General features: G+C 45.9%; 35 protein-coding genes. 1 reads left to right on the top strand and 34 read right to left on the bottom strand.

Going from position 1 to position 25,380, the window contains the following annotated elements; all coding sequences use genetic code 11:
- From rplO to HMPREF9431_RS12985, 31 genes are all read right to left on the bottom strand, one after another.
- Positions 1 to 447, bottom strand: a complete 447-nt coding sequence (rplO, locus tag HMPREF9431_RS08575; RefSeq protein ID WP_004380848.1) for a 50S ribosomal protein L15 — start codon at positions 445 to 447, stop codon at positions 1 to 3.
- Between the two features lie 24 nt (positions 448 to 471).
- Positions 472 to 648: a 50S ribosomal protein L30 gene (rpmD, locus tag HMPREF9431_RS08570; RefSeq protein ID WP_004380847.1), complete on the bottom strand. Its 177-nt coding sequence runs from the start codon at positions 646 to 648 to the stop codon at positions 472 to 474.
- Positions 649 to 660: 12 nt separating this feature from the next.
- Positions 661 to 1,173, bottom strand: coding sequence for a 30S ribosomal protein S5 (rpsE, locus tag HMPREF9431_RS08565; RefSeq protein ID WP_025070652.1), 513 nt, complete (start codon positions 1,171 to 1,173; stop codon positions 661 to 663).
- 7 nt (positions 1,174 to 1,180) lie between these two features.
- On the bottom strand, positions 1,181 to 1,525 hold the full coding sequence (gene rplR / locus HMPREF9431_RS08560) for a 50S ribosomal protein L18 (RefSeq protein ID WP_004380845.1): 345 nt from the start codon (positions 1,523 to 1,525) through the stop codon (positions 1,181 to 1,183).
- 20 nt (positions 1,526 to 1,545) lie between these two features.
- Positions 1,546 to 2,118 carry a 50S ribosomal protein L6 gene (gene rplF, locus HMPREF9431_RS08555; protein ID WP_004380844.1) on the bottom strand — a complete coding sequence of 191 codons (573 nt, stop codon included), beginning with the start codon at positions 2,116 to 2,118 and terminating at the stop codon, positions 1,546 to 1,548.
- 14 nt (positions 2,119 to 2,132) lie between these two features.
- Entirely contained in the window at positions 2,133 to 2,528 is a 396-nt protein-coding gene (rpsH, locus tag HMPREF9431_RS08550) for a 30S ribosomal protein S8 (RefSeq protein WP_004380843.1), read from the bottom strand.
- A 184-nt stretch (positions 2,529 to 2,712) separates the two neighbouring features.
- Positions 2,713 to 3,015, bottom strand: coding sequence for a 30S ribosomal protein S14 (gene rpsN, locus HMPREF9431_RS08545; protein WP_004380842.1), 303 nt, complete (start codon positions 3,013 to 3,015; stop codon positions 2,713 to 2,715).
- A gap of 5 nt (positions 3,016 to 3,020) precedes the next feature.
- The gene (rplE, locus tag HMPREF9431_RS08540; RefSeq protein ID WP_004380840.1) at positions 3,021 to 3,575 is read right to left on the bottom strand and encodes a 50S ribosomal protein L5; all 555 of its coding nucleotides are present in this window, start codon (positions 3,573 to 3,575) and stop codon (positions 3,021 to 3,023) included.
- Positions 3,575 to 3,892, bottom strand: coding sequence for a 50S ribosomal protein L24 (gene rplX / locus HMPREF9431_RS08535; protein ID WP_004380839.1), 318 nt, complete (start codon positions 3,890 to 3,892; stop codon positions 3,575 to 3,577). The genes rplE and rplX overlap by 1 nt, the downstream gene beginning before the upstream one ends.
- 22 nt (positions 3,893 to 3,914) lie before the next feature.
- Entirely contained in the window at positions 3,915 to 4,280 is a 366-nt protein-coding gene (gene rplN, locus HMPREF9431_RS08530) for a 50S ribosomal protein L14 (protein ID WP_004380837.1), read from the bottom strand.
- A 2-nt stretch (positions 4,281 to 4,282) separates the two neighbouring features.
- Positions 4,283 to 4,549 carry a 30S ribosomal protein S17 gene (rpsQ, locus tag HMPREF9431_RS08525; protein ID WP_004380835.1) on the bottom strand — a complete coding sequence of 89 codons (267 nt, stop codon included), beginning with the start codon at positions 4,547 to 4,549 and terminating at the stop codon, positions 4,283 to 4,285.
- A gap of 2 nt (positions 4,550 to 4,551) precedes the next feature.
- Positions 4,552 to 4,746 carry a 50S ribosomal protein L29 gene (gene rpmC, locus HMPREF9431_RS08520; protein ID WP_004380833.1) on the bottom strand — a complete coding sequence of 65 codons (195 nt, stop codon included), beginning with the start codon at positions 4,744 to 4,746 and terminating at the stop codon, positions 4,552 to 4,554.
- Positions 4,747 to 4,749: 3 nt separating this feature from the next.
- Positions 4,750 to 5,178, bottom strand: coding sequence for a 50S ribosomal protein L16 (rplP, locus tag HMPREF9431_RS08515; protein WP_004380832.1), 429 nt, complete (start codon positions 5,176 to 5,178; stop codon positions 4,750 to 4,752).
- Positions 5,179 to 5,192: 14 nt separating this feature from the next.
- A complete protein-coding gene (gene rpsC / locus HMPREF9431_RS08510) occupies positions 5,193 to 5,921 on the bottom strand; it encodes a 30S ribosomal protein S3 (protein WP_004380831.1) in 729 nt (242 codons plus the stop codon).
- 9 nt (positions 5,922 to 5,930) lie between these two features.
- Positions 5,931 to 6,335 (bottom strand): 50S ribosomal protein L22, encoded by a 405-nt coding sequence (rplV, locus tag HMPREF9431_RS08505; protein ID WP_004380830.1) that lies wholly within the window; start codon positions 6,333 to 6,335, stop codon positions 5,931 to 5,933.
- 38 nt (positions 6,336 to 6,373) lie between these two features.
- On the bottom strand, positions 6,374 to 6,643 hold the full coding sequence (gene rpsS, locus HMPREF9431_RS08500; protein WP_004380829.1) for a 30S ribosomal protein S19: 270 nt from the start codon (positions 6,641 to 6,643) through the stop codon (positions 6,374 to 6,376).
- Positions 6,644 to 6,653: 10 nt separating this feature from the next.
- Entirely contained in the window at positions 6,654 to 7,481 is an 828-nt protein-coding gene (gene rplB / locus HMPREF9431_RS08495; RefSeq protein WP_004380828.1) for a 50S ribosomal protein L2, read from the bottom strand.
- Between the two features lie 6 nt (positions 7,482 to 7,487).
- Positions 7,488 to 7,781 (bottom strand): 50S ribosomal protein L23, encoded by a 294-nt coding sequence (gene rplW / locus HMPREF9431_RS08490; RefSeq protein ID WP_004380827.1) that lies wholly within the window; start codon positions 7,779 to 7,781, stop codon positions 7,488 to 7,490.
- Between the two features lie 16 nt (positions 7,782 to 7,797).
- On the bottom strand, positions 7,798 to 8,427 hold the full coding sequence (rplD, locus tag HMPREF9431_RS08485; protein ID WP_004380826.1) for a 50S ribosomal protein L4: 630 nt from the start codon (positions 8,425 to 8,427) through the stop codon (positions 7,798 to 7,800).
- Complete coding sequence (gene rplC / locus HMPREF9431_RS08480) at positions 8,427 to 9,041, bottom strand: 50S ribosomal protein L3 (RefSeq protein ID WP_004380825.1); 615 nt, start codon at positions 9,039 to 9,041, stop codon at positions 8,427 to 8,429. Before rplC ends, rplD begins: the two co-directional genes overlap by 1 nt.
- A gap of 45 nt (positions 9,042 to 9,086) precedes the next feature.
- A complete protein-coding gene (gene rpsJ / locus HMPREF9431_RS08475; protein WP_004380824.1) occupies positions 9,087 to 9,392 on the bottom strand; it encodes a 30S ribosomal protein S10 in 306 nt (101 codons plus the stop codon).
- 97 nt (positions 9,393 to 9,489) lie between these two features.
- Positions 9,490 to 11,604, bottom strand: coding sequence for an elongation factor G (gene fusA, locus HMPREF9431_RS08470; protein WP_004380823.1), 2,115 nt, complete (start codon positions 11,602 to 11,604; stop codon positions 9,490 to 9,492).
- Positions 11,605 to 11,626: 22 nt separating this feature from the next.
- On the bottom strand, positions 11,627 to 12,103 hold the full coding sequence (gene rpsG, locus HMPREF9431_RS08465) for a 30S ribosomal protein S7 (RefSeq protein ID WP_004380822.1): 477 nt from the start codon (positions 12,101 to 12,103) through the stop codon (positions 11,627 to 11,629).
- Positions 12,104 to 12,233: 130 nt separating this feature from the next.
- Positions 12,234 to 12,617 carry a 30S ribosomal protein S12 gene (rpsL, locus tag HMPREF9431_RS08460; RefSeq protein WP_004335835.1) on the bottom strand — a complete coding sequence of 128 codons (384 nt, stop codon included), beginning with the start codon at positions 12,615 to 12,617 and terminating at the stop codon, positions 12,234 to 12,236.
- Between the two features lie 199 nt (positions 12,618 to 12,816).
- On the bottom strand, positions 12,817 to 13,134 hold the full coding sequence (locus HMPREF9431_RS08455; protein WP_004380821.1) for a DUF3467 domain-containing protein: 318 nt from the start codon (positions 13,132 to 13,134) through the stop codon (positions 12,817 to 12,819).
- Between the two features lie 121 nt (positions 13,135 to 13,255).
- Positions 13,256 to 13,642 (bottom strand): DUF1634 domain-containing protein, encoded by a 387-nt coding sequence (locus tag HMPREF9431_RS08450; protein WP_004380820.1) that lies wholly within the window; start codon positions 13,640 to 13,642, stop codon positions 13,256 to 13,258.
- A 2-nt stretch (positions 13,643 to 13,644) separates the two neighbouring features.
- Positions 13,645 to 14,478, bottom strand: coding sequence for a sulfite exporter TauE/SafE family protein (locus tag HMPREF9431_RS08445; protein ID WP_004380819.1), 834 nt, complete (start codon positions 14,476 to 14,478; stop codon positions 13,645 to 13,647).
- 28 nt (positions 14,479 to 14,506) lie between these two features.
- Positions 14,507 to 15,202, bottom strand: a complete 696-nt coding sequence (locus tag HMPREF9431_RS08440; RefSeq protein ID WP_004380818.1) for a DUF421 domain-containing protein — start codon at positions 15,200 to 15,202, stop codon at positions 14,507 to 14,509.
- A gap of 320 nt (positions 15,203 to 15,522) precedes the next feature.
- Positions 15,523 to 17,661, bottom strand: a complete 2,139-nt coding sequence (locus tag HMPREF9431_RS08435; RefSeq protein WP_004380817.1) for a DUF3857 domain-containing protein — start codon at positions 17,659 to 17,661, stop codon at positions 15,523 to 15,525.
- Between the two features lie 66 nt (positions 17,662 to 17,727).
- Positions 17,728 to 19,557 carry a transglutaminase domain-containing protein gene (locus HMPREF9431_RS08430; RefSeq protein WP_404827956.1) on the bottom strand — a complete coding sequence of 610 codons (1,830 nt, stop codon included), beginning with the start codon at positions 19,555 to 19,557 and terminating at the stop codon, positions 17,728 to 17,730.
- An 87-nt stretch (positions 19,558 to 19,644) separates the two neighbouring features.
- On the bottom strand, positions 19,645 to 19,869 hold the full coding sequence (locus HMPREF9431_RS12985) for a hypothetical protein (protein ID WP_155812991.1): 225 nt from the start codon (positions 19,867 to 19,869) through the stop codon (positions 19,645 to 19,647).
- A 544-nt stretch (positions 19,870 to 20,413) separates the two neighbouring features.
- Between HMPREF9431_RS12985 and HMPREF9431_RS13255 the strand changes: the two genes are divergently transcribed.
- On the top strand, positions 20,414 to 20,737 hold the full coding sequence (locus tag HMPREF9431_RS13255) for a hypothetical protein (RefSeq protein ID WP_196794580.1): 324 nt from the start codon (positions 20,414 to 20,416) through the stop codon (positions 20,735 to 20,737).
- Between the two features lie 56 nt (positions 20,738 to 20,793).
- On the opposite strand, the gene HMPREF9431_RS08425 is transcribed toward HMPREF9431_RS13255, so the two are convergent.
- The 3 genes from HMPREF9431_RS08425 to HMPREF9431_RS08415 form a co-directional block, all read right to left on the bottom strand.
- Complete coding sequence (locus HMPREF9431_RS08425) at positions 20,794 to 21,663, bottom strand: DUF6261 family protein (protein WP_004380814.1); 870 nt, start codon at positions 21,661 to 21,663, stop codon at positions 20,794 to 20,796.
- Positions 21,664 to 22,128: 465 nt separating this feature from the next.
- Positions 22,129 to 24,861 carry a fimbrillin family protein gene (locus HMPREF9431_RS08420; protein WP_004380813.1) on the bottom strand — a complete coding sequence of 911 codons (2,733 nt, stop codon included), beginning with the start codon at positions 24,859 to 24,861 and terminating at the stop codon, positions 22,129 to 22,131.
- A gap of 44 nt (positions 24,862 to 24,905) precedes the next feature.
- The gene (locus tag HMPREF9431_RS08415; protein WP_004380812.1) at positions 24,906 to 25,112 is read right to left on the bottom strand and encodes a hypothetical protein; all 207 of its coding nucleotides are present in this window, start codon (positions 25,110 to 25,112) and stop codon (positions 24,906 to 24,908) included.
- Positions 25,113 to 25,380 lie beyond the last annotated feature (268 nt).

Raw genomic sequence — 25,380 nt, 5'->3', positions numbered from 1 at the left:
TTAGATTATAGTTGTGCTCCCTCCGACAGCCTTAATTGCTTCTTCAGCTGATTTAGAGAAAGCATTTGCTTCAACATCAATTTTTGCTTTCAGCTCACCGTTGCCTAAAATCTTAACCAATTCTTTGCCATTCGTGAGTCCTGCTTCTTTAAGATCTACGATGGTAATTTTAGTAAGACTCTTTGCTTCTGCCAAAGCTTGGAGCGTAGAAAGGTTTACAGCAAAGTACTCCTTGTGGTTCACATTTTTGAAACCAGCCTTAGGAATTCTGCGCTGAAGTGGCATCTGTCCACCTTCGAAACCAATCTTCTTCTTATAACCTGAGCGAGCCTTTGCACCCTTATGACCACGCGTAGAAGTACCACCGAGCCCAGAACCTGGACCACGACCAATACGACGACGAGAATGAGTAGAGCCTGCTGCTGGCGTTAAAGTATTTAATTTCATAATTTAATTCTCTTTGTTTTTATATTATTCAACGACGTTAACCAGATGATGCACCTTGCGAATCATACCACGAACGCTTGGTGTATCCTCCACTTCTACGACTTGTGAAATCTTACGAAGCCCCAAAGCCTGAAGTGTACGCTTCTGGTCTACAGGATAACCAATTTTGCTTTTTACTTGTTTAATCTTGATTGTAGCCATAGCTTATTCCTATTAACCGTTAAACACTTTATCCATACTGATACCACGCTCACCTGCTACGGTATAAGCATCGCGCATCTCAGACAATGCAGAGATGGTTGCTTTTACCAAGTTGTGAGGGTTTGATGAACCTTTTGATTTTGCAATCACATCGGTTACACCAGCACTCTCGAGCACAGCACGCATCGCACCACCGGCTTTCAGACCCGTACCGGCAGCTGCAGGCTTAAGAAGCACCTGTGCACCACCAAAAGAAGTCTCAACCTCGTGAGGCACTGTACCCTTCAACACTGGAACCTTTACCAAGTTCTTCTTGGCAGATTCAACACCTTTAGAGATTGCAGTCGTAACTTCGCCGGCTTTTCCAAGCCCCCAACCTACGACACCATTGCCATCACCTACAACGACAATAGCAGCAAATGTGAATGTGCGACCACCTTTGGTAACCTTCGTTACACGATTGATAGCAACCAAACGATCTTTCAGTTCTACATCGCTATTAATTTTTACTTTATTCATTGCCATAATCGTTTTAGAATTTAAGTCCTCCTTCTCTTGCACCATCAGCCAATGCTTGCACACGACCATGATAGAGATAGCCATTACGATCAAACACAACACTTTCTACACCGGCAGCCTTTGCTTTCTCGGCAACCAATGCACCAACGCGCTTTGCCTGTTCAATCTTTGCCAATTTCTCTAAGCCAAGTGATGAAGCTGAAGCAAGTGTTGTACCTGTCAAATCATTAATAACTTGCGCATAAATCTGCTTGTTAGAGCGGAAAACACTAAGACGTGGACGCTCAGCAGTCCCATTGACACTCTTGCGAATGCGGAACTTTATCTTAATTCGTCTTTCAACTTTCTTTGTTGTCATAATTGTTAATTCAATTAAAATTACTTAGCTGCAGCGGTCTTACCAGACTTTCTGCGAATAACCTCGCCTTGGAACAAGATACCTTTTCCTTTATAAGGCTCAGGCTTACGGAAAGAACGAATCTTTGCACAGATGAGACCTAACAACTGTTTGTCACAAGATTCAAGTGTAAGAATTGGGTTCTGGTTACGTTCAGACTTCGTCTCCACCTTAACTTCCTTGGGAAGCTCCATGAAAATGGGGTGTGTATAACCCAAAGAGAACTCAATAAGATTACCTTGATTAGAGACTCTGTAACCTACACCGACAAGTTCCAAAACCTTTTTGTAGCCCTCACTCACACCAACAACCATGTTGTTAACCAAAGAGCGATAAAGACCATGGAACGCTTGTTTCTGCTTGACATCTACCAAACTATCTTCGTTGATCGTGAAAACCAAATGGCCATCGTTGTTCTCGAGCTTGATTGCAGGATTTATCTCCTGTGAAAGTTCGCCTTTAGGACCTTTAACTGTAACGACATTGGTCTTCGCATCGAAGTTTACTGTAACTCCAGCTGGAATACTAATGGGTAATTTTCCTATTCTTGACATATAAAAACCTCCAATTAGTAAACATAACAAAGAACTTCACCACCGATTTTTAAACCGGCAGCTTCCTTGTCTGTCATAACACCTTGAGATGTAGATAATATTGCAATACCTAATCCGTTAATAACTCTCGGCATGTCTTTATAACCGGTATACTGACGCAAACCTGGTGTAGAAACACGTTTTAAGCTCTTGATAGCGCTTTGTTTTGTTGAAGGGTCATACTTAAGTGCAACCTTAATTGAACCTTGGGGACCATCCTCTACAAATTTGTAGTTGAGAATGTAGCCCTTCTCGAAGAGGATTTTGGTAATTTCCTTCTTCAAGTTCGACGCAGGAATTTCAACGACACGGTGATGTGCCATGATTGCATTTCTGAGTCGTGTCAGATAATCTGCTATTGGATCTGTCATAAAATATAAATGTTTAATTAATCGGGACGACCCCGACAATATTAAAGAAAAATCGCGTTGAGTGATTGAAGAAAAGTGAATAGCAACACCATGACATTTTAATGGACTGCAAATTATGATAGAAAAGCATGTGAATTACACGCCAAAATGATGCTAATCACTCTCCAATATCGATGCTTTTAGTTTACCAACTTGCTTTCTTCACGCCAGGAATCAGACCGGCCGATGCCATCTCGCGGAATTGAATACGCGAAATTCCAAACTGGCGGATGTAGCCCTTTGGACGACCTGTGATCTTACAGCGGTTGTGAAGACGAATAGGATTTGCATTCTTAGGAATGGCTTGGAGCTTACGAGCTGCCTCATAAGCCTCGGCCAAATCGTTAGAAGTTGCAATAATCTTTTTCAGAGCTGCACGCTTTTCAGCATAACGAGCAACAAGCTTCGCACGCTTAACTTCGCGAGCTTTCATAGATTCTTTTGCCATATTCCTTAATCGTTTTTAGCGTTCTTGAATGGGAGACCAAAAGCTTTCAACAGAGCATAACCCTCTTCATCGGTCTGAGCCGAAGTAACAAAAGTGATGTTCATACCTTGAATGCGATCAATCTCATCAATGTTAATCTCGGGGAAGATAATCTGTTCGGTGATACCCAAAGTGTAGTTGCCACGTCCATCTAAGCGCGTTGCAATACCTTTGAAGTCACGAATACGAGGAAGAGATACGCGAATGAGCTTCTCTAAGAACTCATACATACGCTCTCCACGAAGGGTCACCATCACACCAATAGGCATCTTCTTACGGAGTTTGAAGTTTGCAATATCCTTCTTAGAATAGGTTGCAACAGCCTTCTGACCCGTAATGGCCGAAATCTCATTAATTGCTACATCGACAATCTTCTTATCTTGTGTAGCATCGCCAAGTCCCTGGTTAATGACTATCTTCTTCAATACAGGAACCTGCATCGACGAAGAGTAGTTGAACTGCTTTTGAAGTGCAGGAGCAATTGTCTCCTTATACACCTTCTTTAATTGTGCTGTATCCATTACTTAATTACCTCCCCTGATTTTTTAGCAACACGAATAACATTCTTGCCCTCATGCTGAATAGAAACACGAGTAGCTTTACCACTCTTTGGATCAATCAAACTGAGATTTGAAATATGGATAGAAGCTTCTTGCTTAACGATACCTCCTTGCGGATTCTTAGCTGAAGGTTTCATGCTCTTTGATACAAGGTTTACGCCTTCAACAATCGCACGATTCTTGTCGACTAACACCTTGAGCACTTTACCTGTCTTGCCTTTATCGCTTCCTGCAAGAACAACGACAGTATCGTTCTTTCTAATATGTAACTTACTCATTACTTATCTGTTTTATGATTATTTAAAGTACCTCGGGTGCCAAAGAAACAACCTTCATATTCACTGCACGAAGCTCACGCGCAACGGGGCCGAAAATGCGGCTTCCACGAAGCTCACCAGCATTGTTAAGCAATACACAAGCATTATCGTCGAAACGAATGTATGAACCATCTGCACGACGAATCTCCTTCTTGGTACGAACAATCAAAGCTTTAGATACTGCACCTTTTTTCAAATCACTCGAGGGGATGACATTTTGTACTGCTACAACAATAACGTCACCCACACTAGCATAACGACGGCCGGTACCACCTAAGACACGAATGCACTTAGCTTCGCGTGCGCCGCTGTTATCACATACTGTAAGTCTTGATTCTGCCTGTATCATAATTACTTAGCTTTTTCAACAATTTGTACTAATCTCCATCTCTTTGTTTTAGACAGAGGACGAGTCTCCATGATTTGGACAGTGTCGCCAATATTGGCCTCATTTTTCTCGTCATGGACATGGTACTTCTTTGTCTTTTGGACAAATTTACCATAAATAGGGTGCTTCTCTTTGAACTTAGAGGCAATAACAATGGTTTTATCCATTTTGTTGCTTACCACAACACCCTGTCTTACTTTTCTTAAATTTCTTGTTTCCATCTGAACCATTATTATTTTTTAAGTTCTCTCTGACGAAGTTCCGTTTCGATACGCGCGATGTCTCGGCGAGCAAACTTAATCTGTGATGGATTCTCAAGAGGAGCAACTGCATGGTTCAACTTGAGCTGAACAAGCTTAGCTTTTACCTCTTCTAACTTCTCTGCCAATCCTTTAGCATCGAGTTCTTGTAATTCTTTCATCTTCATAGCTTAAGCATTTTTATCGAAATCACGTCTAACAACAAACTTGGTCTTCACAGGAAGTTTCTGTGCAGCAAGGCGAAGTGCCTCCTTTGCAATATCAAAAGAAACTCCTTCTACTTCAAAGAGAATGCGACCTGGTGTAACAGGTGCAACCCAACCTGCGGGATCACCTTTACCTTTACCCATACGAACATCAGCAGGTTTACGTGTGATGGGCTTATCAGGGAAGATACGTATCCACACTTGTCCTTGACGATTCATATAACGATTCACCGCAACACGAGCAGCTTCTATTTGGCGACTGTTGATCCATTTAGGCTCCAATGTCTTGATACCAAAAGAACCAAAGGCCAATTCTGTACCGCGGTGTGCATTACCTTTATTTCCACGACCATCTTGCGGTCTTCTATATTTTACTCTTTTTGGCTGTAACATGATAGTTCTCTGTTTTAACGGTTATTGTTTCTTCTGCGATTACCGCGACCGTTACGTCCGCCATTTGGACGACCACCATTTTGCTTATCTTGAGCAAAGTTGGGGGTTAAATCACGCTTACCATAAACCTCTCCACGGCAAATCCAAACTTTTATTCCTAAGAGACCTACCTTGGTAAGAGCTTCTGTTGCACAGTAATCAATGTCTGCACGGAATGTATGCAGAGGAGTACGCCCCTCCTTAAACATCTCCTTACGTGCAATTTCTGCACCATTCAGACGACCAGAGATTTGAACTTTAATACCTTCTGCTCCTGCACGCATCGTATTTTGAATAGCCATCTTGATGGCACGGCGATAAGAAATCTTACCTTCCACCTGGCGAGCGATGTTATTTGCTACGATGTTTGCATCGAGTTCGGGCTTCTTAACTTCGAAGATGTTGATTTGAATGTCTTTCTTATAAAGCTTCTTCAACTCTTCTTTTAACTTGTCTACATCTTGACCACCTTTACCAATGACGATACCCGGACGGGCTGTACAAATAGTGATGGTGACGAGTTTCAATGTACGTTCAATGACAACATGAGAGAGACTGGCCTTCGCCAAACGCTCGTTCAGATACTTACGGATTTTACGATCTTCAACGATATTCTCTCCAAAGCTTTTGCCACCAAACCAATTTGAATCCCAACCACGAATAATTCCAAGGCGGTTGCTTATTGGATTAACTTTTTGTCCCATTCTATTTAATTATTTTTCGTCGTTAGTTTTGGCATCAACAAATAATGTCACATGATTCGAACGCTTACGAATTCTGTAGCCACGACCTTGTGGTGCAGGACGCATGCGCTTCATAGTAACACCTTCATCAACAAATACTTTGCTGATATATAATTCTCCATCTTCGGCCTTACGGTCATTTTTGGTCTCCCAGTTAGCAATTGCAGAACGGAGTAGTTTCTCAACGTCTGCGGCAGCTTGCTTCTTAGAGAATCGAAGAACGCCTAAAGCACGGCTCACTTCTAAGCCACGAATCATGTCTACAACGTAGCGCATCTTACGTGGAGAAGAGGGAACGCCCTTAAGCTTTGCAAAGTACAAATTCTTACGAGCCTCTTTTATCTTTTCAGCTGCAATATGTTTTCTTGCTCCCATTATTATTCTTATTTGTTAAATGGATGTGTATAACCTGCTTACTTCTTATTGTTTCCTGCATGACCACCAAAACGACGTGTAGGTGCAAACTCACCCAACTTATGGCCGACCATGTTCTCAGTAATATAAACAGGAATAAATTTATTTCCGTTATGAACAGCAACAGTGTGCCCCACAAAGTCTGGGGAAATCATTGATGCTCTAGCCCATGTTTTCACAACACTCGCTTTTCCACTCTCGTTCATAGCGAGAATCTTCTTCTCGAGCGATACATTAATATATGGACCTTTTTTTAAAGAACGACTCATATCTTACTCTTTATTTTTTATTAGCTCTTTCAATTATATACTTGTTAGAAAGTTTCTTGGGTGCACGAGTCTTGAGACCCTTAGCGTAAAGACCCTTACGAGAGCGTGGATGCCCACCGCTTTGACGACCTTCACCGCCACCCATTGGGTGATCTACAGGGTTCATAACCACACCACGGTTGTGTGGACGACGTCCCAACCAACGCGAACGACCAGCCTTACCAGACTGTTCCAAAGCATGATCAGAATTACCTACACTACCAACTGTAGCTTTACAAGCACTCAAAATCTGGCGTGTTTCACCAGAAGGGAGCTTAATAACACAATAACTGCCCTCACGAGAAGTCAACTGAGCAAAATTACCAGCCGAACGAACCAACAAAGCACCCTGTCCAGGACGCAACTCAATGTTATGAATTACGGTACCAACAGGAATGTTTGCCAACGGAAGTGCATTACCAATCTCAGGAGCAGCATCAGCACCCGACATTAAAGTAGCACCTACCTGAAGTCCATTAGGAGCAATAATGTAACGTTTTTCACCATCAGCGTAGTACAAAAGTGCAATGCGAGCAGAGCGATTAGGATCATACTCGATTGTCTTGACTACGGCTGGAACACCATCTTTCTCGCGTTTAAAGTCGATCAAACGATACTTTTGCTTATGACCACCACCAATATAGCGAACGGTCATCTTACCAGTGTTGTTTCGACCACCGGTAGAACGTTTGCCGTAAACGAGAGACTTCTCTGGCACGGATGCAGTAATATCCTCGAACGTGCCAATAACCTTGTGTCTTTGTCCCGGAGTAACCGGGTTTAATTTACGTACTGCCATTTTTATTTAGATATTGCTATAAAAATCAATTGTGTCGCCGTCCTTAACGGTAACGATAGCCTTTTTAAAAGCATTCTTCTGCCCTTTAATCAGCCCAGCCTTTGTATAACGACTCGAACGTTTACCAGCATAGCGAAGGGTATTCACGTCAATCACTGTAACATTATACAAGCCTTCAACCTCTTGCTTAATCTGGAGTTTATTAGCTTCTGGGCGAACAATGAAACCATAGCGGTTTGCATGCTTGTCTGTTATCTTGGTTTGCTTCTCAGTAACCAATGGTTTAATAATAAATGCCATAATCTAATTCTCCTTCTTATTTATTTAAAACGCCGTCAATTGCTTTCAAAGAGCTTTCCGTCAACACCAAAACATCTGCATTCAAAACTTTATAAGAATTGAGTGCAGTTGCCAGCATCACATCAGCGCGCTGAATATTACGAGCAGACAAATATACGTTTTTATTAACTTCTGACAAAAGAACAAGCGTCTTTTTGCCCTCAACTTTGAGATTTTTAGCTAAATTTACGAATTCTTTCGTCTTCGGAGCCTCGAAATTGAAGTCTTCAACGACAACAATAGCATTTTCTTGAGCTTTATAAGAGAGTGCAGATTTGCGTGCAAGCACCTTTACTTTCTTATTCAACTTAAAATCATAGTTGCGAGGCTTGGGACCGAATACACGTGCACCGCCTACTAAAACTGGCGAATTAATATCACCACGGCGAGCACCGCCACCGCCTTTCTGGCGACCAAGTTTTCGGGTAGAACCGCTCAATTCACTTCTTTCTTTCGATTTAGCTGTGCCCTGACGTTGTGCGGCAAGATACTGCTTTACATCCAAATAAAGAACGTGATCGTTAGGCTCAATACCAAAGATAGCTTCATTCAGCGTTACCTTTCTGCCGGTCTCTTGACCCTTTATATTTAAAACGCTAACTTCCATTACTTCTTGATTAAAACAGTTGAACCATTACATCCAGCTACAGAACCTTTCACAAGGAGAAGATTGTGTTCTGGAATTACCTTTAACACTTGGAGATTCTGCGTGGTAACGCGATCGCCTCCCATTTGGCCTCCCATGCGCATACCCTTAAATACCTTTGCGGGATATGAACAAGCACCGATAGAACCTGGCTTACGTGCGCGGTCATCTTGTCCGTGAGTGCTTTGACCCACACCACCGAAACCATGGCGCTTTACGACACCTTGGAAGCCTTTACCCTTAGATGTTCCTACAACATCAACAAACTTTGCATCGGCAAAGATTTCAACTGTTAAGGTATCTCCGAGGTTATGCTCCTCATCAAACTTGAACTCGGCCAAGTGCTTTTTGGGTGTTGTGCCTGCCTTCTTAAAGGTTCCCATCATGGGCTTAGAAGTTCTATTCTCCTTTGCCTCACCGAAACCCAACTGAAGTGCTTTGTAACCGTCTTTCTCTTCTGTCTTAACTTGGGTTACAACACAAGGACCAGCTTCGATAACAGTGCACGGAACATTCTTTCCGTCGGCACTGAAAACGGATGTCATTCCGATTTTTTTTCCAATTAATCCTGGCATTTCAATACTTACTTTAATTAATTAATAATTTACCTCACTTAAAAATTAGACTTTAATTTCGACTTCTACACCAGAAGGAAGCTCTAATTTCATCAAAGCATCCACAGTCTTAGCAGTAGAGCTATAAATGTCAATAAGACGTTTAAAGTCTGAAAGCTGGAACTGCTCACGCGATTTCTTGTTCACGAAAGTTGAGCGATTCACCGTGTAAATGCGCTTGTGTGTAGGCAATGGGATAGGACCACTAACGATAGCACCCGTTGCTTTTACAGCCTTTACAATCTTCTCTGCCGACTTATCAACCAAGGTGTGGTCGTAAGACTTGAGCTTAATTCTAATTTTTTGACTCATTGTTCTTTTAATTATAAAATGATTAAATAAGAGCGTAAGAGGCACACTGCTTAAGAGTCATTCGCTAAGCAGCGCCTCTTTGCGCATAAAATATTCTTTACAGAAGCTCTGCGTGTCCGTGAACCTCTTCAAGTACTTCCTTAGCAATGCTTGTAGAAAGTGGAGAATGATGGTCATACTCCATAGAAGATGTTGCACGACCAGAAGTAATTGTACGGAGAGCAGTCACATAACCGAACATCTCGGCCAATGGAACCATTGCCTTTACGATGCGTGCACCGCTACGAGCTTCTTCCATACCTTGAACCAAACCACGACGTTTGTTCAAGTCACCAATCACATCACCCATGTTCTCTTCAGGAGTAACAACTTCAACTTTCATAATAGGCTCCATCAAAACAGGACCTGCTTTAGGACAAAGCACCTTGAAAGCCTGATGAGCTACCAACTCGAAAGACAACTGATCAGAGTCTACAGGGTGGAAACTACCATCGGTCAAAGTCACCTTCATGCCTGTCATGGGGAAGCCACCGAGCACACCATTGCTCAAGCAATCAGCAAAACCTTTCTGAACGGAAGGGATAAATTCCTTAGGAACGTTACCGCCTTTCACCTCGTTCACAAATTGCAAATCACCCTCTGTGTAGTCTTCGTCCTTCGGAGCAATCGTTACATCGATACAAGCAAACTTACCACGACCACCCGATTGCTTCTTATACGTCTCGCGACTCTGTGCAGAACGCGTGATAGCCTCTTTATAGTTCACCTGAGGTTTACCTTGGTTACATTCAACCTTAAACTCACGTTTCAAACGGTCGATGATAATATCCAAGTGCAACTCACCCATACCCGAGATAATCGTTTGACCACTCTGCTCATCCGTGCGAACGGTGAAGGTTGGGTCTTCCTCGGCCAACTTAGCCAAACCGTTATCCAATTTGGTCACATCGGCCTGACTCTTAGGCTCTACAGCAATAGAAATCACAGTGTCGGGGAATGTCATAGATTCCAACACGATAGGTGCATTCTCATCGCAAAGCGTATCACCCGTGCGGATATCTTTAAAGCCTACGCCTGCGCCAATATCACCGGCATCAATTGAATCCATAGGAATCTCTTGCTTTGAGTTCATCTGGAACAAACGGCTGATGCGTTCTTTTTTCCCTGAGCGAGGGTTATAAACATAAGAACCGGCTGTAATCTTACCCGAATAAACACGGAAGAACACCAAACGACCCATGAATGGATCGGTAGCAATTTTAAATGCAAGTGCCGATGTAGGCGCATCCTCAGAAGGCTTACGATCTTCCTCTGCGTCTGTATCAGGGTTCGTACCAACGATAGCCTGCGTATCAACAGGCGAAGGAAGGAATGCACAAACATAGTCCAACAAAGGCTGAACACCCTTGTTCTTATAAGAAGATCCCAGCAACATGGGGCAGCATTCCATAGCGATACAACCTTTACGGATAGCACGAAGCAACTTGTCTTCACTGATCTCCTTACCTTCGAGATAGAGTTCCATTACCTCATCATCGAAGTTAGCCGCACCTTCTACGAGCTTTTCACGCCACTCTGCAGCCTCATCAGCCAAGTCAGCAGGAATATCTTCTATATCATATTCCGCACCCATCGTCTCATCGTGCCACAAGATAGCCTTCATTTTAATTAGGTCTACAACACCCTTGAAGTTCTCTTCTGCGCCAATAGGAATCTGAATAGCGATGGGGTTGGCTCCCAAAATATCTTTCATTTGCTGAACCGTCTCATAGAAGTCTGCACCCGAGCGGTCCATCTTATTCACGTAACCGATACGAGGCACGTTGTATTTGTCTGCCTGACGCCAAACGGTTTCAGACTGAGGTTGCACACCATCAGCAGCCGAATAGGTAGCAACAGCACCATCAAGCACACGCAATGAGCGCTCAACTTCAGCCGTAAAGTCTACGTGTCCCGGAGTATCAATCAAGTTAATCTTATAAGATTTCCCATCATAATTCCAGTTACAGGTTGTCGCTGCAGAGGTAATTGTAATACCACGCTCCTGCTCTTGCGCCATCCAGTCCATCGTAGCCGCACCATCGTGTACCTCACCTATCTTATGCGTCTTACCCGTATAGAACAGAATACGCTCTGAAGTGGTTGTCTTACCCGCATCAATGTGCGCCATAATACCGATGTTACGAGTCAAATGTAAATCGCGATTTGCCATTTTCTTTTTGCTTTTAAATCAATTAAAATCTGAAATGAGCGAACGCACGGTTAGCTTCTGCCATACGATGCATATCCTCTTTACGTTTAAATGCACCACCCTGATTGTTGTAAGCATCCATAATCTCAGCAGCAAGTTTCTCTGCCATCGACTTTCCGCCACGCTTACGAGCAAAGTTAATCAAGTTCTTCATCGAGATACTCTCTTTGCGATCAGGACGAATTTCGGTCGGAACCTGGAATGTTGCACCACCAATACGGCGGCTCTTCACCTCTACCTGAGGAGTGATGTTATCCAAAGCCTGTTTCCAAATTTCGAGAGGAGCCTTTTCTTCATTGGCCATCTTCTCTTTTACTGTGTCAAGAGCTTTGTAGAAAATTTCGTATGAGATGGTCTTTTTACCATCATACATCAAATGGTTTACGAACTTAGAAACCTTTTGATCATTGTAAACCGGATCCGGAAGGATCACGCGTTTCTTGGGTTTTGCTTTTCTCATTTTGTTTGAAATAAATTCTGACTGGGGCTGTTTTCCTGTTCTTCAACACCCGCTCCCGAGTGTTTACTCAACCTGTTAACAACAAATCTCCAGCAAAACGTTTAATAAAAATCTTTTTGGGGCGCAGCAATTACTTCTTAGCTGCCTTTGGACGCTTAGCTCCATATTTAGAACGGCGCTGTGTGCGGTTAGCAACACCGGCTGTATCCAACGTACCACGTACAATATGGTAACGTACACCTGGGAGGTCTTTCACACGACCACCACGCACTAACACGATAGAGTGCTCTTGCAAGTTGTGACCTTCACCAGGGATATAAGAGTTCACTTCCTTCTGATTGGTCAAACGCACACGAGCAACTTTTCGCATTGCTGAGTTAGGCTTCTTAGGAGTTGTTGTGTAAACACGAACACAAACGCCACGGCGTTGCGGACAATTATCCAACGCCGGCGACTTGCTCTTGTCTACGATGTCCTTTCTGCCCTTTCTTACTAATTGTGAAATAGTAGGCATAATCTTACTTTTTAATTTATATATTTATTTGTTTATTATCAAATACCACAGAAAAAGGCCTTTCAAAAGCCTATTTCGGGCTGCAAAGGTACAAACAAATATCCGAATTACCTAATTATATAAAAAGCAAAAACCTATATCATTTTGAAATTTAAAAGATATAGGTTTTATTAACGATTATTCAAACTTCATTGCAGTTTTATGACTCTTCTTCGGGGATTTTAAAGGGTGTTGCGATACTTCCTTCCTGCTCTGGAATGACAATCTTGCCAAATTGTTGCTCATAACGCTGCACGTTTTCTTGCAAAGCGCGCAACAAATGTTTCGCATGTTCTGGCGTCATCACCACACGCGAAACGACCTGTGGTTTGGGCATTCCAGGCAAAATCGACGCAAAGTCGAGCACAAAGTCTGTGTTAGAATGGGTAATCAAGGCTAAATTGGCATAAACACCTTTAGCCATCTCGGGGTTCAAATCAATTTGAAGTCCCTCATTTTCTCTTTGTTCTTCGTTCATTGTTCTATGATTCTATATTTAAACTCATATTCTTTTCACCTTAATATATATAGGATTGCACGCTAATATATACCATATTGCCGCACAATCTCTATAAGATTGCCGCATAAAAGCAACGCTTTTACCCCACGCCCACTAACGAATTGACAATAATCACAACCAAGACTATAGCTGTAATGGCCACATAAAGCCAATCGCGCTGAATGGAGAAATCGACTAACGACAACACAACACGCATAATTGGTGTGAGCATCAACACCACAACACCTAACTGCATCCATTCTGTTGCCGACAGACTAAAAGCACCACGAACGATGCCTTCGAAGGTGGTGTAACTCGCTGCGCTCTTATGAAAGGCTGTATAATCGGGCACAGGGTGGCCTGATGTGGTTGCCAAATAATAAATACCACCCACAAGTGCGATGATACAAGCCGCAAAAACACCAATACGCAGGGTGTTGCCTATCAGCTCATTCATGCCATTCTTGGCTCCGTTTCCTTTTTCCATACTTAGAACTTGCCCATTAATCCGTTATAAATCATATTCACAGCCACTAACAAAATGGCAACAGCAAATATCTTTCTCAGCAAACTGACGTTGAGGTGTTTCAACAACTTTGCACCCGTAAGTGCACCACCCAACACACCTACTATGATGGGAAAAGCGATACCCGGCTCGATATAACCGCGTTGTAAATAAACCACAGCCGACGTTACCGCCGTCACACCAATCATGAAATTGCTCGTCGTGGTGCTCACTTTGAAGGGCACCTTCATGCACGAATCCATTGCCAACACCTTCAACACGCCACTGCCAATGCCCAACAAACCCGACAAAGCACCTGCAATAACCATAATCAGGAAGCCGCCTGGCACATTCGTCAGCTCATAGTTTTGCACGCCTTCTTTCGTAGGATAGCTGCCAAAGAGCTTCAACTTCATCGCCAAAGCGCTCCCTTTCACACCCACATGGTCGACTTTTTGCCGGTTTTGCATCACGGCCGTGAAGAACAACACCACGCCAAAAATCACAGCGATGACATTGGTTGGCATCCAAAGGGCTATCACGGCGCCCAACACAGCACCCACACTCGTAGCGATTTCCAAGAACATACCCAGGCGGATATTCGTCATACCCTCTTTCACATAGGCACTCGCCGAACCCGAAGATGTGGCAATAGAGGCCACCAAAGCTGCACCAATGGCATAATGAAAATCAATGCCAAATGCCAAAGTGAGCAGCGGAATAACAATCACACCGCCACCTAAACCAGTTAAGGAACCTAATAAGCCGGCGGCATAGGCCCCCAACAACAAGATGATTGTAAATACTAAAACACTCATGCTACACGCTCTTTTGAATCAAACACATTTAGCTATGGTCCTCATGCTTAATATATTCTGCCAAAACCTCCTCTTTTCCACGTCTCACATCGCCTTCATAAGTCACGAAATAAAAACCCTTTCGCGGCGTCCATTCCATACAAAACAGGTCTCCCGGATGTTCATATCCATTGCTTTTCAATTGCCGCAACACCCAAGCTCTTGACCGATGGGAACGCTTCAGATTGTGTTCCACAATAGCACCATTATTAATCAGCAAATGAGACTCGGCCATTTCGCCAGGCTCTGAAACCGTAACTGCACCATTGGCCTCAAACAAAACATCCTCCACGTCGAACATCGAGAAGATGCCTTTCTGCCGCAACAACATTCTAAACTGTTCCATTTCCAAACTGTTACGCTTAAAAGCCTTAAAGTTGATAATGCCGTTTTTCACTAAATACTCGCTCTCGCCTTTGATGAAATGACGCAATCGAGCCGAACGCATGCAAAAACGAACAAACAAGTTGAACGCTGTCCACACGGCCAAGGCAAACAAAATATGCCACATCGACATATCGGGATTGTAAAGCACACCACCGACTAAAGCACCAATCACAAATGCACTCACCGTGTCTAACGGCGTTATCTGTGCCATCTGTGCCTTGCCTGCAATGCGAAGAAAGGCCAATATGCCAATCATTCCCGTGATGAGCTTCAGCCCAATCTGAACATATACTCCCATACAATCATCTTAAAACATTGAATTAAAACGCCGACAAAATTACGATTTTCTGCGTTGTAAACGAAATCAAACACAAATAAAATTGCTAATCCCTTTTGCCATAAAAGGTCAATAGCCGAAACGAAACCCTAACCAACCTACGACCGCTGTCGGTTTGACACATCTAAAAGCCAATTCAAAGAAACGGGAAAAATAAAGGCAGATGCCATAGGGTGTCCCCCTATAGCATCTGCCTCAAACAGAATGGAATGCCGAAAAACGACACATTCAACAGATTTCTATAACGCGACAACGCTACAAAAGAAACCTGTAACAAACTCTTAATTCTTTTTCAAAATCACTTGTTGATTGGTGAAAGCATAGGCCTTATCTAAGGCTTCCAGCAGTTGTGCCCATTCAGCTACGGGAACAATCTGCTTCTTATACACCTTCTGCACATGGACAATCACCTTTCCCTTGGCCTGTTCGGCATTGACTTCAAAACGGATCGCCGCATTGTCAACCAACGTGTTGAGCTTTTGCAAACTCTCTGCAGACACCGAATAGCCTGAAGGAACCTCCAAATCGAGGTTTACTTTATAGCTGCTGGGATAATCATAGTACACATCTTCGCTGCGTTTCCGCTCTTTTCCTTCCAAGTGCTTTTGCTGACCAATGAGCTGACCCACTGAAATGGTGAGGTTTCTACCTGCCTTTTTCACCAGCCCATCCATCGTATAATCGGTCTGATAGGTAAAAGGTTGGTTGTCGTTGCCGAAACTTGTCACCCGCGTGGCATTGATTTTCACCGGCGCTTTGTCATGAAAACTCTTCACTTCGTCCTTGAAGCGTTCTTCAATATCCTTTTTATCCTTCTCGGCACGCTCCTTGGCCAAGCCTTCAGCCTTGCTCTTTTTCTCTAAAAGCAACGACTCATAGGTCTCCATTCCGTAGGGTTTCCCCCATGATTGAGCCATCTCTTCGGCCGAAGCTAAGGTCATTGCCAGCCCTTCTTTCTCGCAACCCGTTGAGGTGCTTTGGCGCACAATATGCAACAACCCACCGTCAACCGACGCCTTGACATCCACCGTTCTCACATTGTCTTCGGCCGTGCTTCCCGGTATCTTCATCGCCGTGAACGGACCTTTATAATACTTCTTCGGAAGGTCACAACGCGAGGCATCGCGGTTCTGAAAGGTTGAAGGCACCACATTTCCTCCTGCAAAATAGGGATAAATGGGCACATAAACCTTACCGTTTTTCAAGACAATAATAGGCGTCGCATCGCTGTAACTGATGATCTTATCATAGGGTTCGTTTTCCCAACTGGTGGTTAAAGCGCGTGAGAAAGACACGTCGGCACGCTCTAAAAGCTCTGAGAACAACGAAGCGAAACGGCTGTCATAATACATGTAAGGCGTCTTATACACGATGCTTCTCATCAACATATAGTTGTAGATATAATCAGCCTTTGCCTGGTCGTCGGCCAGCGTTTTAGCCTGCTTAATCACCTTGAGCATGGGCTTATCCATCGACCAACTGATTTTCGAATTGGCCCAAAGATTCCACGCATCCTTTTGAATAACCTCCACAGAAGGGTTGGCTTGCAGTCCTTTTTTCTTTGTGCTCTCGGGCACATAGCTCAACTCCACCTTACCGGTGATATACAATAAGGTATAGGGAGCTTGCGCAACGGCATTGTATCCATACTTTGGGAGAGTCTTGTCAATATCTTTTACACGCGCATCGAGCACCACTTCATCGTCCGTATTGGAAGCAACAAAATCGGGAGCACCGTTCAGTGTGCGATACTGCGTGCACATTTTCTTGTCGATGGCGCAATGAATCTGATAGTCGAGTATGGGATATTCCGAGCGGAAAACAAAGGAAAGCGGGGGAATATTTTCCTCTTTCACGTTGTCAATGTCATAGATAAAATAATCTATCATATCGCCGATTTGCAAGTCGGGCACCGCCAATTTAGCACGTTTTTCCTTGCCTTTCTTGCCTTCTTCCACGTCTTGATAGTCGCTGCTGTCCACCTCTTTCTCTTGTCCGCTCGGCTTAATCACTTTCACACCGAGCACCGTTCGATGATCGTCGCGACCCAAACCGCCATAGATGGGGCGGTCGAACTTGCGGTAATCAAACGTTGAGAACTTCTCCAAAGCAGCCTTATCGTTAATCTTGATGAGGTAGCGTTGCAGGTGGGTGCTGTTGATTTGTTTCACAATTCCCTGATTGGCATAGATGCTGAACTTGCGCTTTTGGTCGACCGTTGCTTCCTCATAGCGAGCCAATATCACGGCAGATTCATTGTTGAACCGTGCCGGAACATTGCGGTTTTTAAACTGCGGCAGGTTGCGGCTCCACACCTCTTTTTTCACCTTTTCTACATACGCCTTGTAGTCTTTATCGTCGAATGCCGACACAGGCAGCGCGATAACAACCAACAAAAGGGCAAACAATGCTTTCTTCATATCCTTGTATCTTTTAATTGTAAATATCATTTTTCACTCCTTCTCCACGCCCGACAGCAGGCATTTTCAGCCTCTTCGTTTCAGCACAATCTGTTCATTGCAGGCGTCTTTCCACTTTCTCATCGCTTCATTCCATTTTACGATATTGGCCAGAGCCATGCGACGTTTGCTGATTTGCAGCTTCTGATGATACACGATGGTGTTGCCTTTTTTCGTAAACTGGCACGTAAGTGTTCCTTCGGGTGTTGTAAACGTGGCCGAAGGAGGCAGATAGTCCACCACATAACCGGCCGGAATCACCAACGAGGCCTGTCTGACCACATTGCAACGTACGGGGAAATAGTAATCGTGTACGCGCTGAGCAGTGTCGATTCGCCCGGCGAAAAGATAATTATGCGGATTCAAATCCACATACAAATCATTGCCGTCGCGCTGCAAAGCCGCCTCGTTCACCACATCGCCCACAAAGCAAGCCCACGTGTGCTGGGCGTTATTGTCCTGCCATTTCACGTTGAAAATCTTCATGCGATGGTTGTCGGCATTGAGGTTGTTCCCCAAATAATCGCCATGATCTTTTTGCGATGCGCTCGCCAACGACGTCATAAACCACTCTTTCATGTCGCCTCTTAAATGATACTGTGCCTTTCCTGTCAGGGCATTCCCCTTGATTTCAAACACATAATTCAAACTGTCTATCGATGTGTCGGGCTTGCTTCGCGGCACAATCTGCAGCAACGGCTTCGCCCCATTCTCAATCATCGCCTGCGAACCCTGGATGTGTTGCGGCACATAGTCGTATGGAATATAGTTGCAAGTGGCATCCAAATAATAGGTTTTTCCCTTGAAAAAGAGCGTGCAAATGGCATGGTTGGCAGCCGCAAGTGTCGGCACATCACTCATGCGATAGGATATTTCGGTTGTCCCAATATCGGTCAGTCGGGCATCAAATCCCTGCGCTTTCAACAGCGTTTTGAGCAACAACGCCATACCTTTACAATCGCCATAGCGCTTGCGAAGCACCTCTTTGGGCGTATCGGGCCGATGTCCCGAGAGACCCGCTTCAAAAGCTACGTAGCGGATGTGGTCCTGCACCCAATGAAAAGTGTTGCTGATGCGATCGACATCGGTTTTGCTTTGCGCATTGATTTCGGCCAACACGTCTTTCATATTGGGCACATTCACATCCACATCGGCCATCGCTTTCGACCACGCATAAAGCGCATTCACATCCGCAAACGACCCTTTAATCAACAGATAAGGATAGACATTCGCAAACGGCGGCATGCGATCGTCCTCCTTCATGCGCTTAGCGTCGGTCACCGTGTAGCGATAAACCTCACCGTCCTTGGTGGTCTCGTGGGTGCTCTCAATGGGAAAGCCCTTGAAATTCATCTCTTGAATGTGGTAACCCGACAGCGTTTTTGGAATCGTGATCGTCACCGTCTTGCTGCGCACGAAATAGTTTTCAAGCAGATACACACGCGTAAAATATTTCGTATCCTTGAAGATTCGCTCATAAGAGCCCTTCGAAGTCTTGCCCTTCTTACGGATCTCGCTGCGCAAGATGCAACCTTTCGTGTCATCGTAAAACACATTCTCAGGGGTGATATTCTTATAAATCTTCTCGCCCGAACCCGAAACATCTTCCAATTTGATAAACTCTCCATACAGCGCCACCATCTCAGGATAGACCGTCGAGGCCGAATTCGATTGGAACACCACGCGTTTTTCATTCTTAACCACCGGCTTTCCGTCGTCAATCGCAAAGGTATAATCGTCGCTGTTCTGTGTGATGATGATTTTATCATCCCATTCTTGTGCAGCCACCACGGTCGGAATAAGCCATCCGAACAAACCCAACACCATGCGATAGCGTCCTAAAAAATTCATTTTCATTTGCTTGTAGTACACCCGTTTATAAACTTGGGACAAATATACCATTTTTTTGAATACCTTCATCGCTATCCATTGAAAAAATAAACGCTACAGAAATAAAAAGCATAAAAAAAAGAGAACGCGTAGAGGCATACGGGCAGAATAGCGAAGGGACAATGCCAACCGTCCGTATGCAATCCGCCTAAACGAAATCAACCGGCCACGTGTAATCCGCCCAAACAAAACCAACCGTCCATGCGCAATCCACCCAAACGAAACCGTAGGGGCGGTGCCTGCGTGCCCGCCCGAACGTCCGCGTAGCGGCGTTTCCATACCAAAAATACACGCATTGTGCGCAGGGAATTTAACGATGGATGCGCCCCTGCAGGGCGACACGGGCGGGCACATAGGCACCGCCCCTACCAATCTCCACCATATTTTTCCACGCAATTCGACACAAACAAAATAACCATTTACGCACAATCCACCCCAACGAAACCAACCGCCCACACACAATCCTCCCAAACGAAATGCGTAGGGGCGGTGCCTGTGTGCCCGCCCGAACGTTCGCGCAGCGGCGTTTCCATACCAAAAATACACGCATTGTGCGCAGGGAATTTAACGATGGATGCGCCCCTGCAGGGCGACACGGGCGGGCACATAGGCACCGCCCCTACCAATCTCCACCATATTTTTCCACGCAATTCGACACAAACAAAATAACCATTTACGCACAATCCATCCAAACGACATCAACCGTTCCACGCGCAATCTGTCCAAACGAAACCGTAGGGGCGGTGCCTATGTGCCCGCCCGAACGTCCGCACAACGGCGTTTCCATACCAAAAACACATGCATTGTGCGCGGGATTTTAACGATGGATGCGCCCCTGCAGGGCGACACGGGCGGGCACACAGGCACCGCCCCTACCCATTTCCATCAAACCACGCGGAGTGCCATTACCTCATCACATTGTACATTCGATAGCTCCAAACCACGTGGTGTGCCATTACCCCATCGGGGTTATACTTTCGATAGCGCAGGGTTGGTAAGTGCAACGCAGCCTACCCTGGGTAACAATGCAAGCGAGGAGGCTACCCCCTTGGGGGTTGTACTTTTTCCACCACATTGCTTTTCAATGTCCTCCCCCACACACATCGGGGGCGGAAATGCATCGCGCACTCCCGCCCCCATACTTTAAAACAAGTTGTGTATGCAAACCGGCATCGAGATGATGCCCTTTTGTTTTAAAGCAAATTATGATTTCGGCGTCACCGTGGCATCGCCCTGACCTTTGCCGCCCGGTTTATCCTTGCCGTCGCCACCATCGCCCGGCTTTGCTGCATCACCGCCCGGCTTCTTGCCATCGGGCTTCTTCTCGCCCTCTCCGGGTTTCCCGCCGTCACCGGGCTGCTTGCCGTCGTCCTTTTTCTTCGCCTTGGGCAGCACCTCCTGCTTGTAGTGCTTCACCTGCTCGTTCATCTTACTGATGAAATCGGCATAATCGGCCTCGCCCTCGACCACCGCCAAGGCATTCACCTTCTGTATTAACGTGCGATAGGCCTCGTCGGAGGTATGTTGCGCCTGCTTCAACTGACCCACAATCTGCACCGCACGGTCGTTGGCACGCGCCCGCGTCACCTCGCGCAGCTTATCGTTGGCCTGCTTCATGGCCTGCACCACGGGCGTCAAAGCCAGGGCCGTGACGTCGGCAGCCGATTTCGTTTCCAAATCGCTGATGAGGTTGAGCAACAGCCCCGTCTCGCGGTCCAGCTGCATCTTGGGGTCGATGTTGTAATCCTTCAGCAACCGTTCCAATCGCTGAGCGGCCTTCACCTGCTCGGCATCGGGATGGTTCAGGAAAAACGTGATGGCCTTGCGCAGCGCCTTGTAGTGCCTGTCGCGCTCGGCATCGATGGCCTTAATCTCCTTGCTCAGCAGGTTGGCTTTCGACAACGCCAGCGCATCGTCCTCGGCCTTCAGCGCCGTTTGCAGGGCCGTCAACTCGGCCGTCACCTTTGTTTTTACTTTGGCATCGGCCGTGGCGAGCCCCACCGTGTCAGTGATGAACAAAAAATGGGCACCACTTTTCATGTGCGCCAAATCAATTCCGTTGATTTCTTTCATTTTTAATCGTTTTAGTTACAAAATATAAAAATATAATGATGTGGCGGAAGTTTCCGCCGGTTAATCTCTGTTTAAAAAATCATCAGCGAGCCGCTCGCTAACATGATTTTGCTTTAAAAACGGTCAGCGAGCCGCTCACTAACATGATTTCGCTTAAAAAATGGCCAGCGAGCCGCTCGCTAACGTGATTTCGCTTAAAAAATGGTCAGCGAGCCGCTCGCTAACATGATTTCGCTTTAAAAATGGCCAGCGAGCCGCTCGCTAACGTGATTTCGCTTTAAAAATGGTCAGCGAGCCGCTCACTAACGTGATTTCGCTTTAAAAATGGTCAGCGAGCCGCTCACTAACGTGATTTCGCTTTAAAAATGGTCAGCGAGCCGCTCACTAACGTAATTTTGCTTTTCCGTGCAATCCGCCATGATCAACGGCTACTTCGGCCACAGGCAATCAATCAAATGAATCGAATTATTCTGAGACGGGACGGACGGAGTACCCGGCCGACCGTCCTTCGTTGTACTGCGTGTACACGTTCCACAGGGTGAAGTACAGTTCGCAACCTTGGGCCATGTAGCGCGACGGGACTGCCGACCAATAGAAGCCGGAGTCGCCGCCCGGCGACGCGATGCCGCCGCGCCAACCCGAAGCAGGGAAATATACGGTGGCATCAGGAGAAGATATCTTGTTGTTGAAGTTCCACCCGTTGTCCCAAGCACCGCTGACATTTATTATACTTCCGTTCTGCCCATTTTTTGTGAAACCGGTGAAGGCATTGGAGGCGGGCATGTGGAAACCTGCGGGGCAGGGGTCATAGACGGTCTTGACAACGGGATTATCGTTGTAATCCGCGCTTGTGTTGTTGGCAGACCAAATATTCTTAAAATAAACATCCTCATATCCACTGTTCCAACCATAGAACATATCAGGATGCTGGATGGTGTTTTGGAGAGAATATCCACCGTGCTGCATCTCAGAGAGCGAACCTTCGGCTAAGGTATTGGTGCCGGGGAAGGCATCCTTGCGACCGAACTGGTAGAACGTGTTATAGCCTTGCCGCGCGCTACCCGGATTCTGCGTAATGGTGAGGACAGCCTCTGTACGCGTTGCAGGAGAAATCTGTCCTTTTGTCTGTCTGACTTTCACCTTGATGCTGCGTGGCGAAGTGTAGCTGGTACCACTCCAAGCAGTATATTTCATGCCGAGGTTCTCCTGTGTGAACTTGTATTCATGGTTTTGAAAGTTCGTGCAAGTGACGGTGTTGAGCGCATCGTCGTGAGTAAACCACAGATGCCACGACCAAACGACTGTGCCGCCCCTGGTGACGGCAATCACGGCGTTGCCATTTTTAATGGTTGCGGCAGGCACTTCGAACTGCACGAAGGCATTGGTGCCACTGCCTGTTAAACCAAGATTGGTTACAAGCCCGCTCTCATCGACCCAGACTACCTTGGCATTATCGGGCGCGTTGGCCCCACTATTGCTTTGCGTAATCCAAGGGTCGGTGATGTCCTGACCGGCGTGGTCCTTGAAATGCTGGAGGATGTAAGTACCACTGTTAGAGGTCTGATAAGAATTGGTATTGGTTATACCGTTCTTGATGGCGTTGCCATAAACCAGGGGAATTTTATAATAGCCCGGGTGGGAAATGACATAGCAGTTGGCGGTGTTGCGCAGTGTGGTGTTGCCTTTGATGTCGTGGGTCGACAGGTCGTAATAGTCCGATGCATTGCCCTTGGCATTCAGCTTTAAAGCGGCATTCATCGCTGCCAATTTGTTGCTTGCAGCCTCGGGCACCAAATTAGCTACACCCGTCTCGCCGGTTGTCGTAATGCTACCATTGCCACGCGTTGTGGTCAGGCCCGTAAACCAGCTTGGAAGCGGTTCGGTCATCGAGAAAGTGCCATCACCGTTGGTGTCATAGCCCACCACTTCCCAAGGCACAGCTTGTTTGGTGTTGCTCACAGGGTCTTCGCGATAGCTTTCTATCTTGTAATTGCCCGTTGCATTGGCATTATATTCTGCCGGGGCAGGTGGCGTGGCAGTCAGTTCATACAGCCATGTCGACGTATTCTGCGACAGTGCATAGGTCTTCGTTGTGCCGGGCTTCCACGTGCCGGCAAGATTAGCCGTGATGGCAGGAGTTGGGGCATTGTCGAAATAAACTTTCACCTGTACACCCGTAAGCGTTTGCGGAATCATATAGAACACATAATTGTCTTGATTGTGACCCATGATAATATTGTTCACCGCTTCGGATGTGCTTACGTTCACACCACTAAGCGTAAACGTTGCAGGCGCAGAGAGCGTGGAAGCATCCCATGCACCGGTGTGGTTTTTATCGGTGGGCAACGTATATTTGCCTTTGCTCTTTGCTCCGACGATTTCTACCTTGGTGATGTGCTTGCTGTAAGAAAGGTTTTGTCCCACCTTGAAACGCACCGCGGTGAGCGCGTGGCGGAAAGTGAGGTCGGTGCGGGGCGCCGTGGCCTGCGTCTCCATAGCACTGATGTTGGTTACTGTGGAATGCACCGGTCCCGAGCAGGCTGTCATCAAATCTTTTTGGTTCTTCACATTGGGTTCTACTTCGAAATCTACGTAGGGCGTACTCGTGTAGCCTTCCGGCGAAAGCTTTATCTTGCTGTTGTCGGGTTTCGGATAAACCGCATAGAAGCAAGCGTGGTTTTTAATCCAATCCCAATAGATGGGGGCGACGAGGTTGCCGTCCTTCTTCGTGTCCTTATCGTAGAACCAAGGTTCGAGACTTGTGTCCGACGAACCATAGAAAGCAGTCGTCGAGAAGTTGCCCAAGTTGGGCAGGGTTGTGATGTCGGCACGCGTTTGCGTCGTAGCTTCAAGCTGTGAGGGCACACCCGGAAGTGTAGTTTCTATCAAACAAAGTCCTGCACCGGCTTTGCCTTGCACGGGCAGTTTCTGCATTGTGAGGTCTTCGGGCGCAAGGTCTTGCAATGCTAACTGGTTAGCAAAGGCTGCGCGCGTCATCGGTTGTGCGGCCTTGGCCGCAGCTTGCGCCTGGTCTTGCGTTTCCGAAACATTAAAAGCGACGAGCGCCTTGCCGTTGTTCTCATTCGAATCAATATCTTTGTCGGAACAAGCAAACAGTGCGAGGCCGACCGTAAAACTTGCGGCAGCAAATGGAAGAGTGTGCCGCAGTCTGTTGTTATAGAAATATTTTCTTGTCATTGATTACCTTTTTAAATTGTTATCTACTTTGGTGGGACAAGGATTTAGTCCTCTTCTTCCCATCCACCGCCCCAGCGTTTGGCGCCCGAGAGGTTGGTGTCATCGTCATCTTCGGTGGGGTTTTCAATCGTGACGCCACCACCTTGGTCACCGCCCGGCCGTGCCTTGGGACCACTTTCGCCCAACAAATAGTGCTCGGTCGCGAGGTGGATGACCGTGCATGTGGGCACTTCATACAATTTCTTCTTCATTTTTTTATTCTGTTTAAATAATTATATTTACTACTATTGATTTCTTACTTCACAGGTGCAGTTACACACACGCAAAAAAAGCATCTGCAAAGAGCTTTGAAAGCTCCTTGCAGATGCTTGAAACGGCAGACCGACACCCGCGCCGGGCGCACCGCTACCGCCTTTGTAGAGAGGCTTAGACCGTTAGAATGTGTGTGTGTGTGTGTGTGTGTGTGTGTGTGTGTGTGTGTGTGTGTGTGTGTGTGTGTGTGTGTGTGTGTGTGTGTAG

The organism is Segatella oulorum F0390 (assembly GCF_000224615.1).
Lineage (GTDB): Bacteria > Bacteroidota > Bacteroidia > Bacteroidales > Bacteroidaceae > Prevotella > Prevotella oulorum.
The sequence above is the reverse complement of the archived record's forward strand: the minus strand, read 5'-3'. Positions and strand labels throughout refer to the sequence as shown.

Coding starts and splice junctions, on each gene's coding strand:
- rplO (WP_004380848.1), bottom strand. CDS start 447: ATGAAATTAAATACTTTAACGCCAGCAGCAGGCTCTACTCATTCTCGT.
- rpmD (WP_004380847.1), bottom strand. CDS start 648: ATGGCTACAATCAAGATTAAACAAGTAAAAAGCAAAATTGGTTATCCT.
- rpsE (WP_025070652.1), bottom strand. CDS start 1,173: ATGGCAATGAATAAAGTAAAAATTAATAGCGATGTAGAACTGAAAGAT.
- rplR (WP_004380845.1), bottom strand. CDS start 1,525: ATGACAACAAAGAAAGTTGAAAGACGAATTAAGATAAAGTTCCGCATT.
- rplF (WP_004380844.1), bottom strand. CDS start 2,118: ATGTCAAGAATAGGAAAATTACCCATTAGTATTCCAGCTGGAGTTACA.
- rpsH (WP_004380843.1), bottom strand. CDS start 2,528: ATGACAGATCCAATAGCAGATTATCTGACACGACTCAGAAATGCAATC.
- rpsN (WP_004380842.1), bottom strand. CDS start 3,015: ATGGCAAAAGAATCTATGAAAGCTCGCGAAGTTAAGCGTGCGAAGCTT.
- rplE (WP_004380840.1), bottom strand. CDS start 3,575: ATGGATACAGCACAATTAAAGAAGGTGTATAAGGAGACAATTGCTCCT.
- rplX (WP_004380839.1), bottom strand. CDS start 3,892: ATGAGTAAGTTACATATTAGAAAGAACGATACTGTCGTTGTTCTTGCA.
- rplN (WP_004380837.1), bottom strand. CDS start 4,280: ATGATACAGGCAGAATCAAGACTTACAGTATGTGATAACAGCGGCGCA.
- rpsQ (WP_004380835.1), bottom strand. CDS start 4,549: ATGGTTCAGATGGAAACAAGAAATTTAAGAAAAGTAAGACAGGGTGTT.
- rpmC (WP_004380833.1), bottom strand. CDS start 4,746: ATGAAGATGAAAGAATTACAAGAACTCGATGCTAAAGGATTGGCAGAG.
- rplP (WP_004380832.1), bottom strand. CDS start 5,178: ATGTTACAGCCAAAAAGAGTAAAATATAGAAGACCGCAAGATGGTCGT.
- rpsC (WP_004380831.1), bottom strand. CDS start 5,921: ATGGGACAAAAAGTTAATCCAATAAGCAACCGCCTTGGAATTATTCGT.
- rplV (WP_004380830.1), bottom strand. CDS start 6,335: ATGGGAGCAAGAAAACATATTGCAGCTGAAAAGATAAAAGAGGCTCGT.
- rpsS (WP_004380829.1), bottom strand. CDS start 6,643: ATGAGTCGTTCTTTAAAAAAAGGTCCATATATTAATGTATCGCTCGAG.
- rplB (WP_004380828.1), bottom strand. CDS start 7,481: ATGGCAGTACGTAAATTAAACCCGGTTACTCCGGGACAAAGACACAAG.
- rplW (WP_004380827.1), bottom strand. CDS start 7,781: ATGGCATTTATTATTAAACCATTGGTTACTGAGAAGCAAACCAAGATA.
- rplD (WP_004380826.1), bottom strand. CDS start 8,427: ATGGAAGTTAGCGTTTTAAATATAAAGGGTCAAGAGACCGGCAGAAAG.
- rplC (WP_004380825.1), bottom strand. CDS start 9,041: ATGCCAGGATTAATTGGAAAAAAAATCGGAATGACATCCGTTTTCAGT.
- rpsJ (WP_004380824.1), bottom strand. CDS start 9,392: ATGAGTCAAAAAATTAGAATTAAGCTCAAGTCTTACGACCACACCTTG.
- fusA (WP_004380823.1), bottom strand. CDS start 11,604: ATGGCAAATCGCGATTTACATTTGACTCGTAACATCGGTATTATGGCG.
- rpsG (WP_004380822.1), bottom strand. CDS start 12,103: ATGAGAAAAGCAAAACCCAAGAAACGCGTGATCCTTCCGGATCCGGTT.
- rpsL (WP_004335835.1), bottom strand. CDS start 12,617: ATGCCTACTATTTCACAATTAGTAAGAAAGGGCAGAAAGGACATCGTA.
- HMPREF9431_RS08455 (WP_004380821.1), bottom strand. CDS start 13,134: ATGAACGAAGAACAAAGAGAAAATGAGGGACTTCAAATTGATTTGAAC.
- HMPREF9431_RS08450 (WP_004380820.1), bottom strand. CDS start 13,642: ATGGAAAAAGGAAACGGAGCCAAGAATGGCATGAATGAGCTGATAGGC.
- HMPREF9431_RS08445 (WP_004380819.1), bottom strand. CDS start 14,478: ATGAGTGTTTTAGTATTTACAATCATCTTGTTGTTGGGGGCCTATGCC.
- HMPREF9431_RS08440 (WP_004380818.1), bottom strand. CDS start 15,202: ATGGGAGTATATGTTCAGATTGGGCTGAAGCTCATCACGGGAATGATT.
- HMPREF9431_RS08435 (WP_004380817.1), bottom strand. CDS start 17,661: ATGAAGAAAGCATTGTTTGCCCTTTTGTTGGTTGTTATCGCGCTGCCT.
- HMPREF9431_RS08430 (WP_404827956.1), bottom strand. CDS start 19,557: ATGAAAATGAATTTTTTAGGACGCTATCGCATGGTGTTGGGTTTGTTC.
- HMPREF9431_RS12985 (WP_155812991.1), bottom strand. CDS start 19,869: ATGGAAACGCCGCTACGCGGACGTTCGGGCGGGCACGCAGGCACCGCC.
- HMPREF9431_RS13255 (WP_196794580.1), top strand. CDS start 20,414: ATGGATGCGCCCCTGCAGGGCGACACGGGCGGGCACACAGGCACCGCC.
- HMPREF9431_RS08425 (WP_004380814.1), bottom strand. CDS start 21,663: ATGAAAGAAATCAACGGAATTGATTTGGCGCACATGAAAAGTGGTGCC.
- HMPREF9431_RS08420 (WP_004380813.1), bottom strand. CDS start 24,861: ATGACAAGAAAATATTTCTATAACAACAGACTGCGGCACACTCTTCCA.
- HMPREF9431_RS08415 (WP_004380812.1), bottom strand. CDS start 25,112: ATGAAGAAGAAATTGTATGAAGTGCCCACATGCACGGTCATCCACCTC.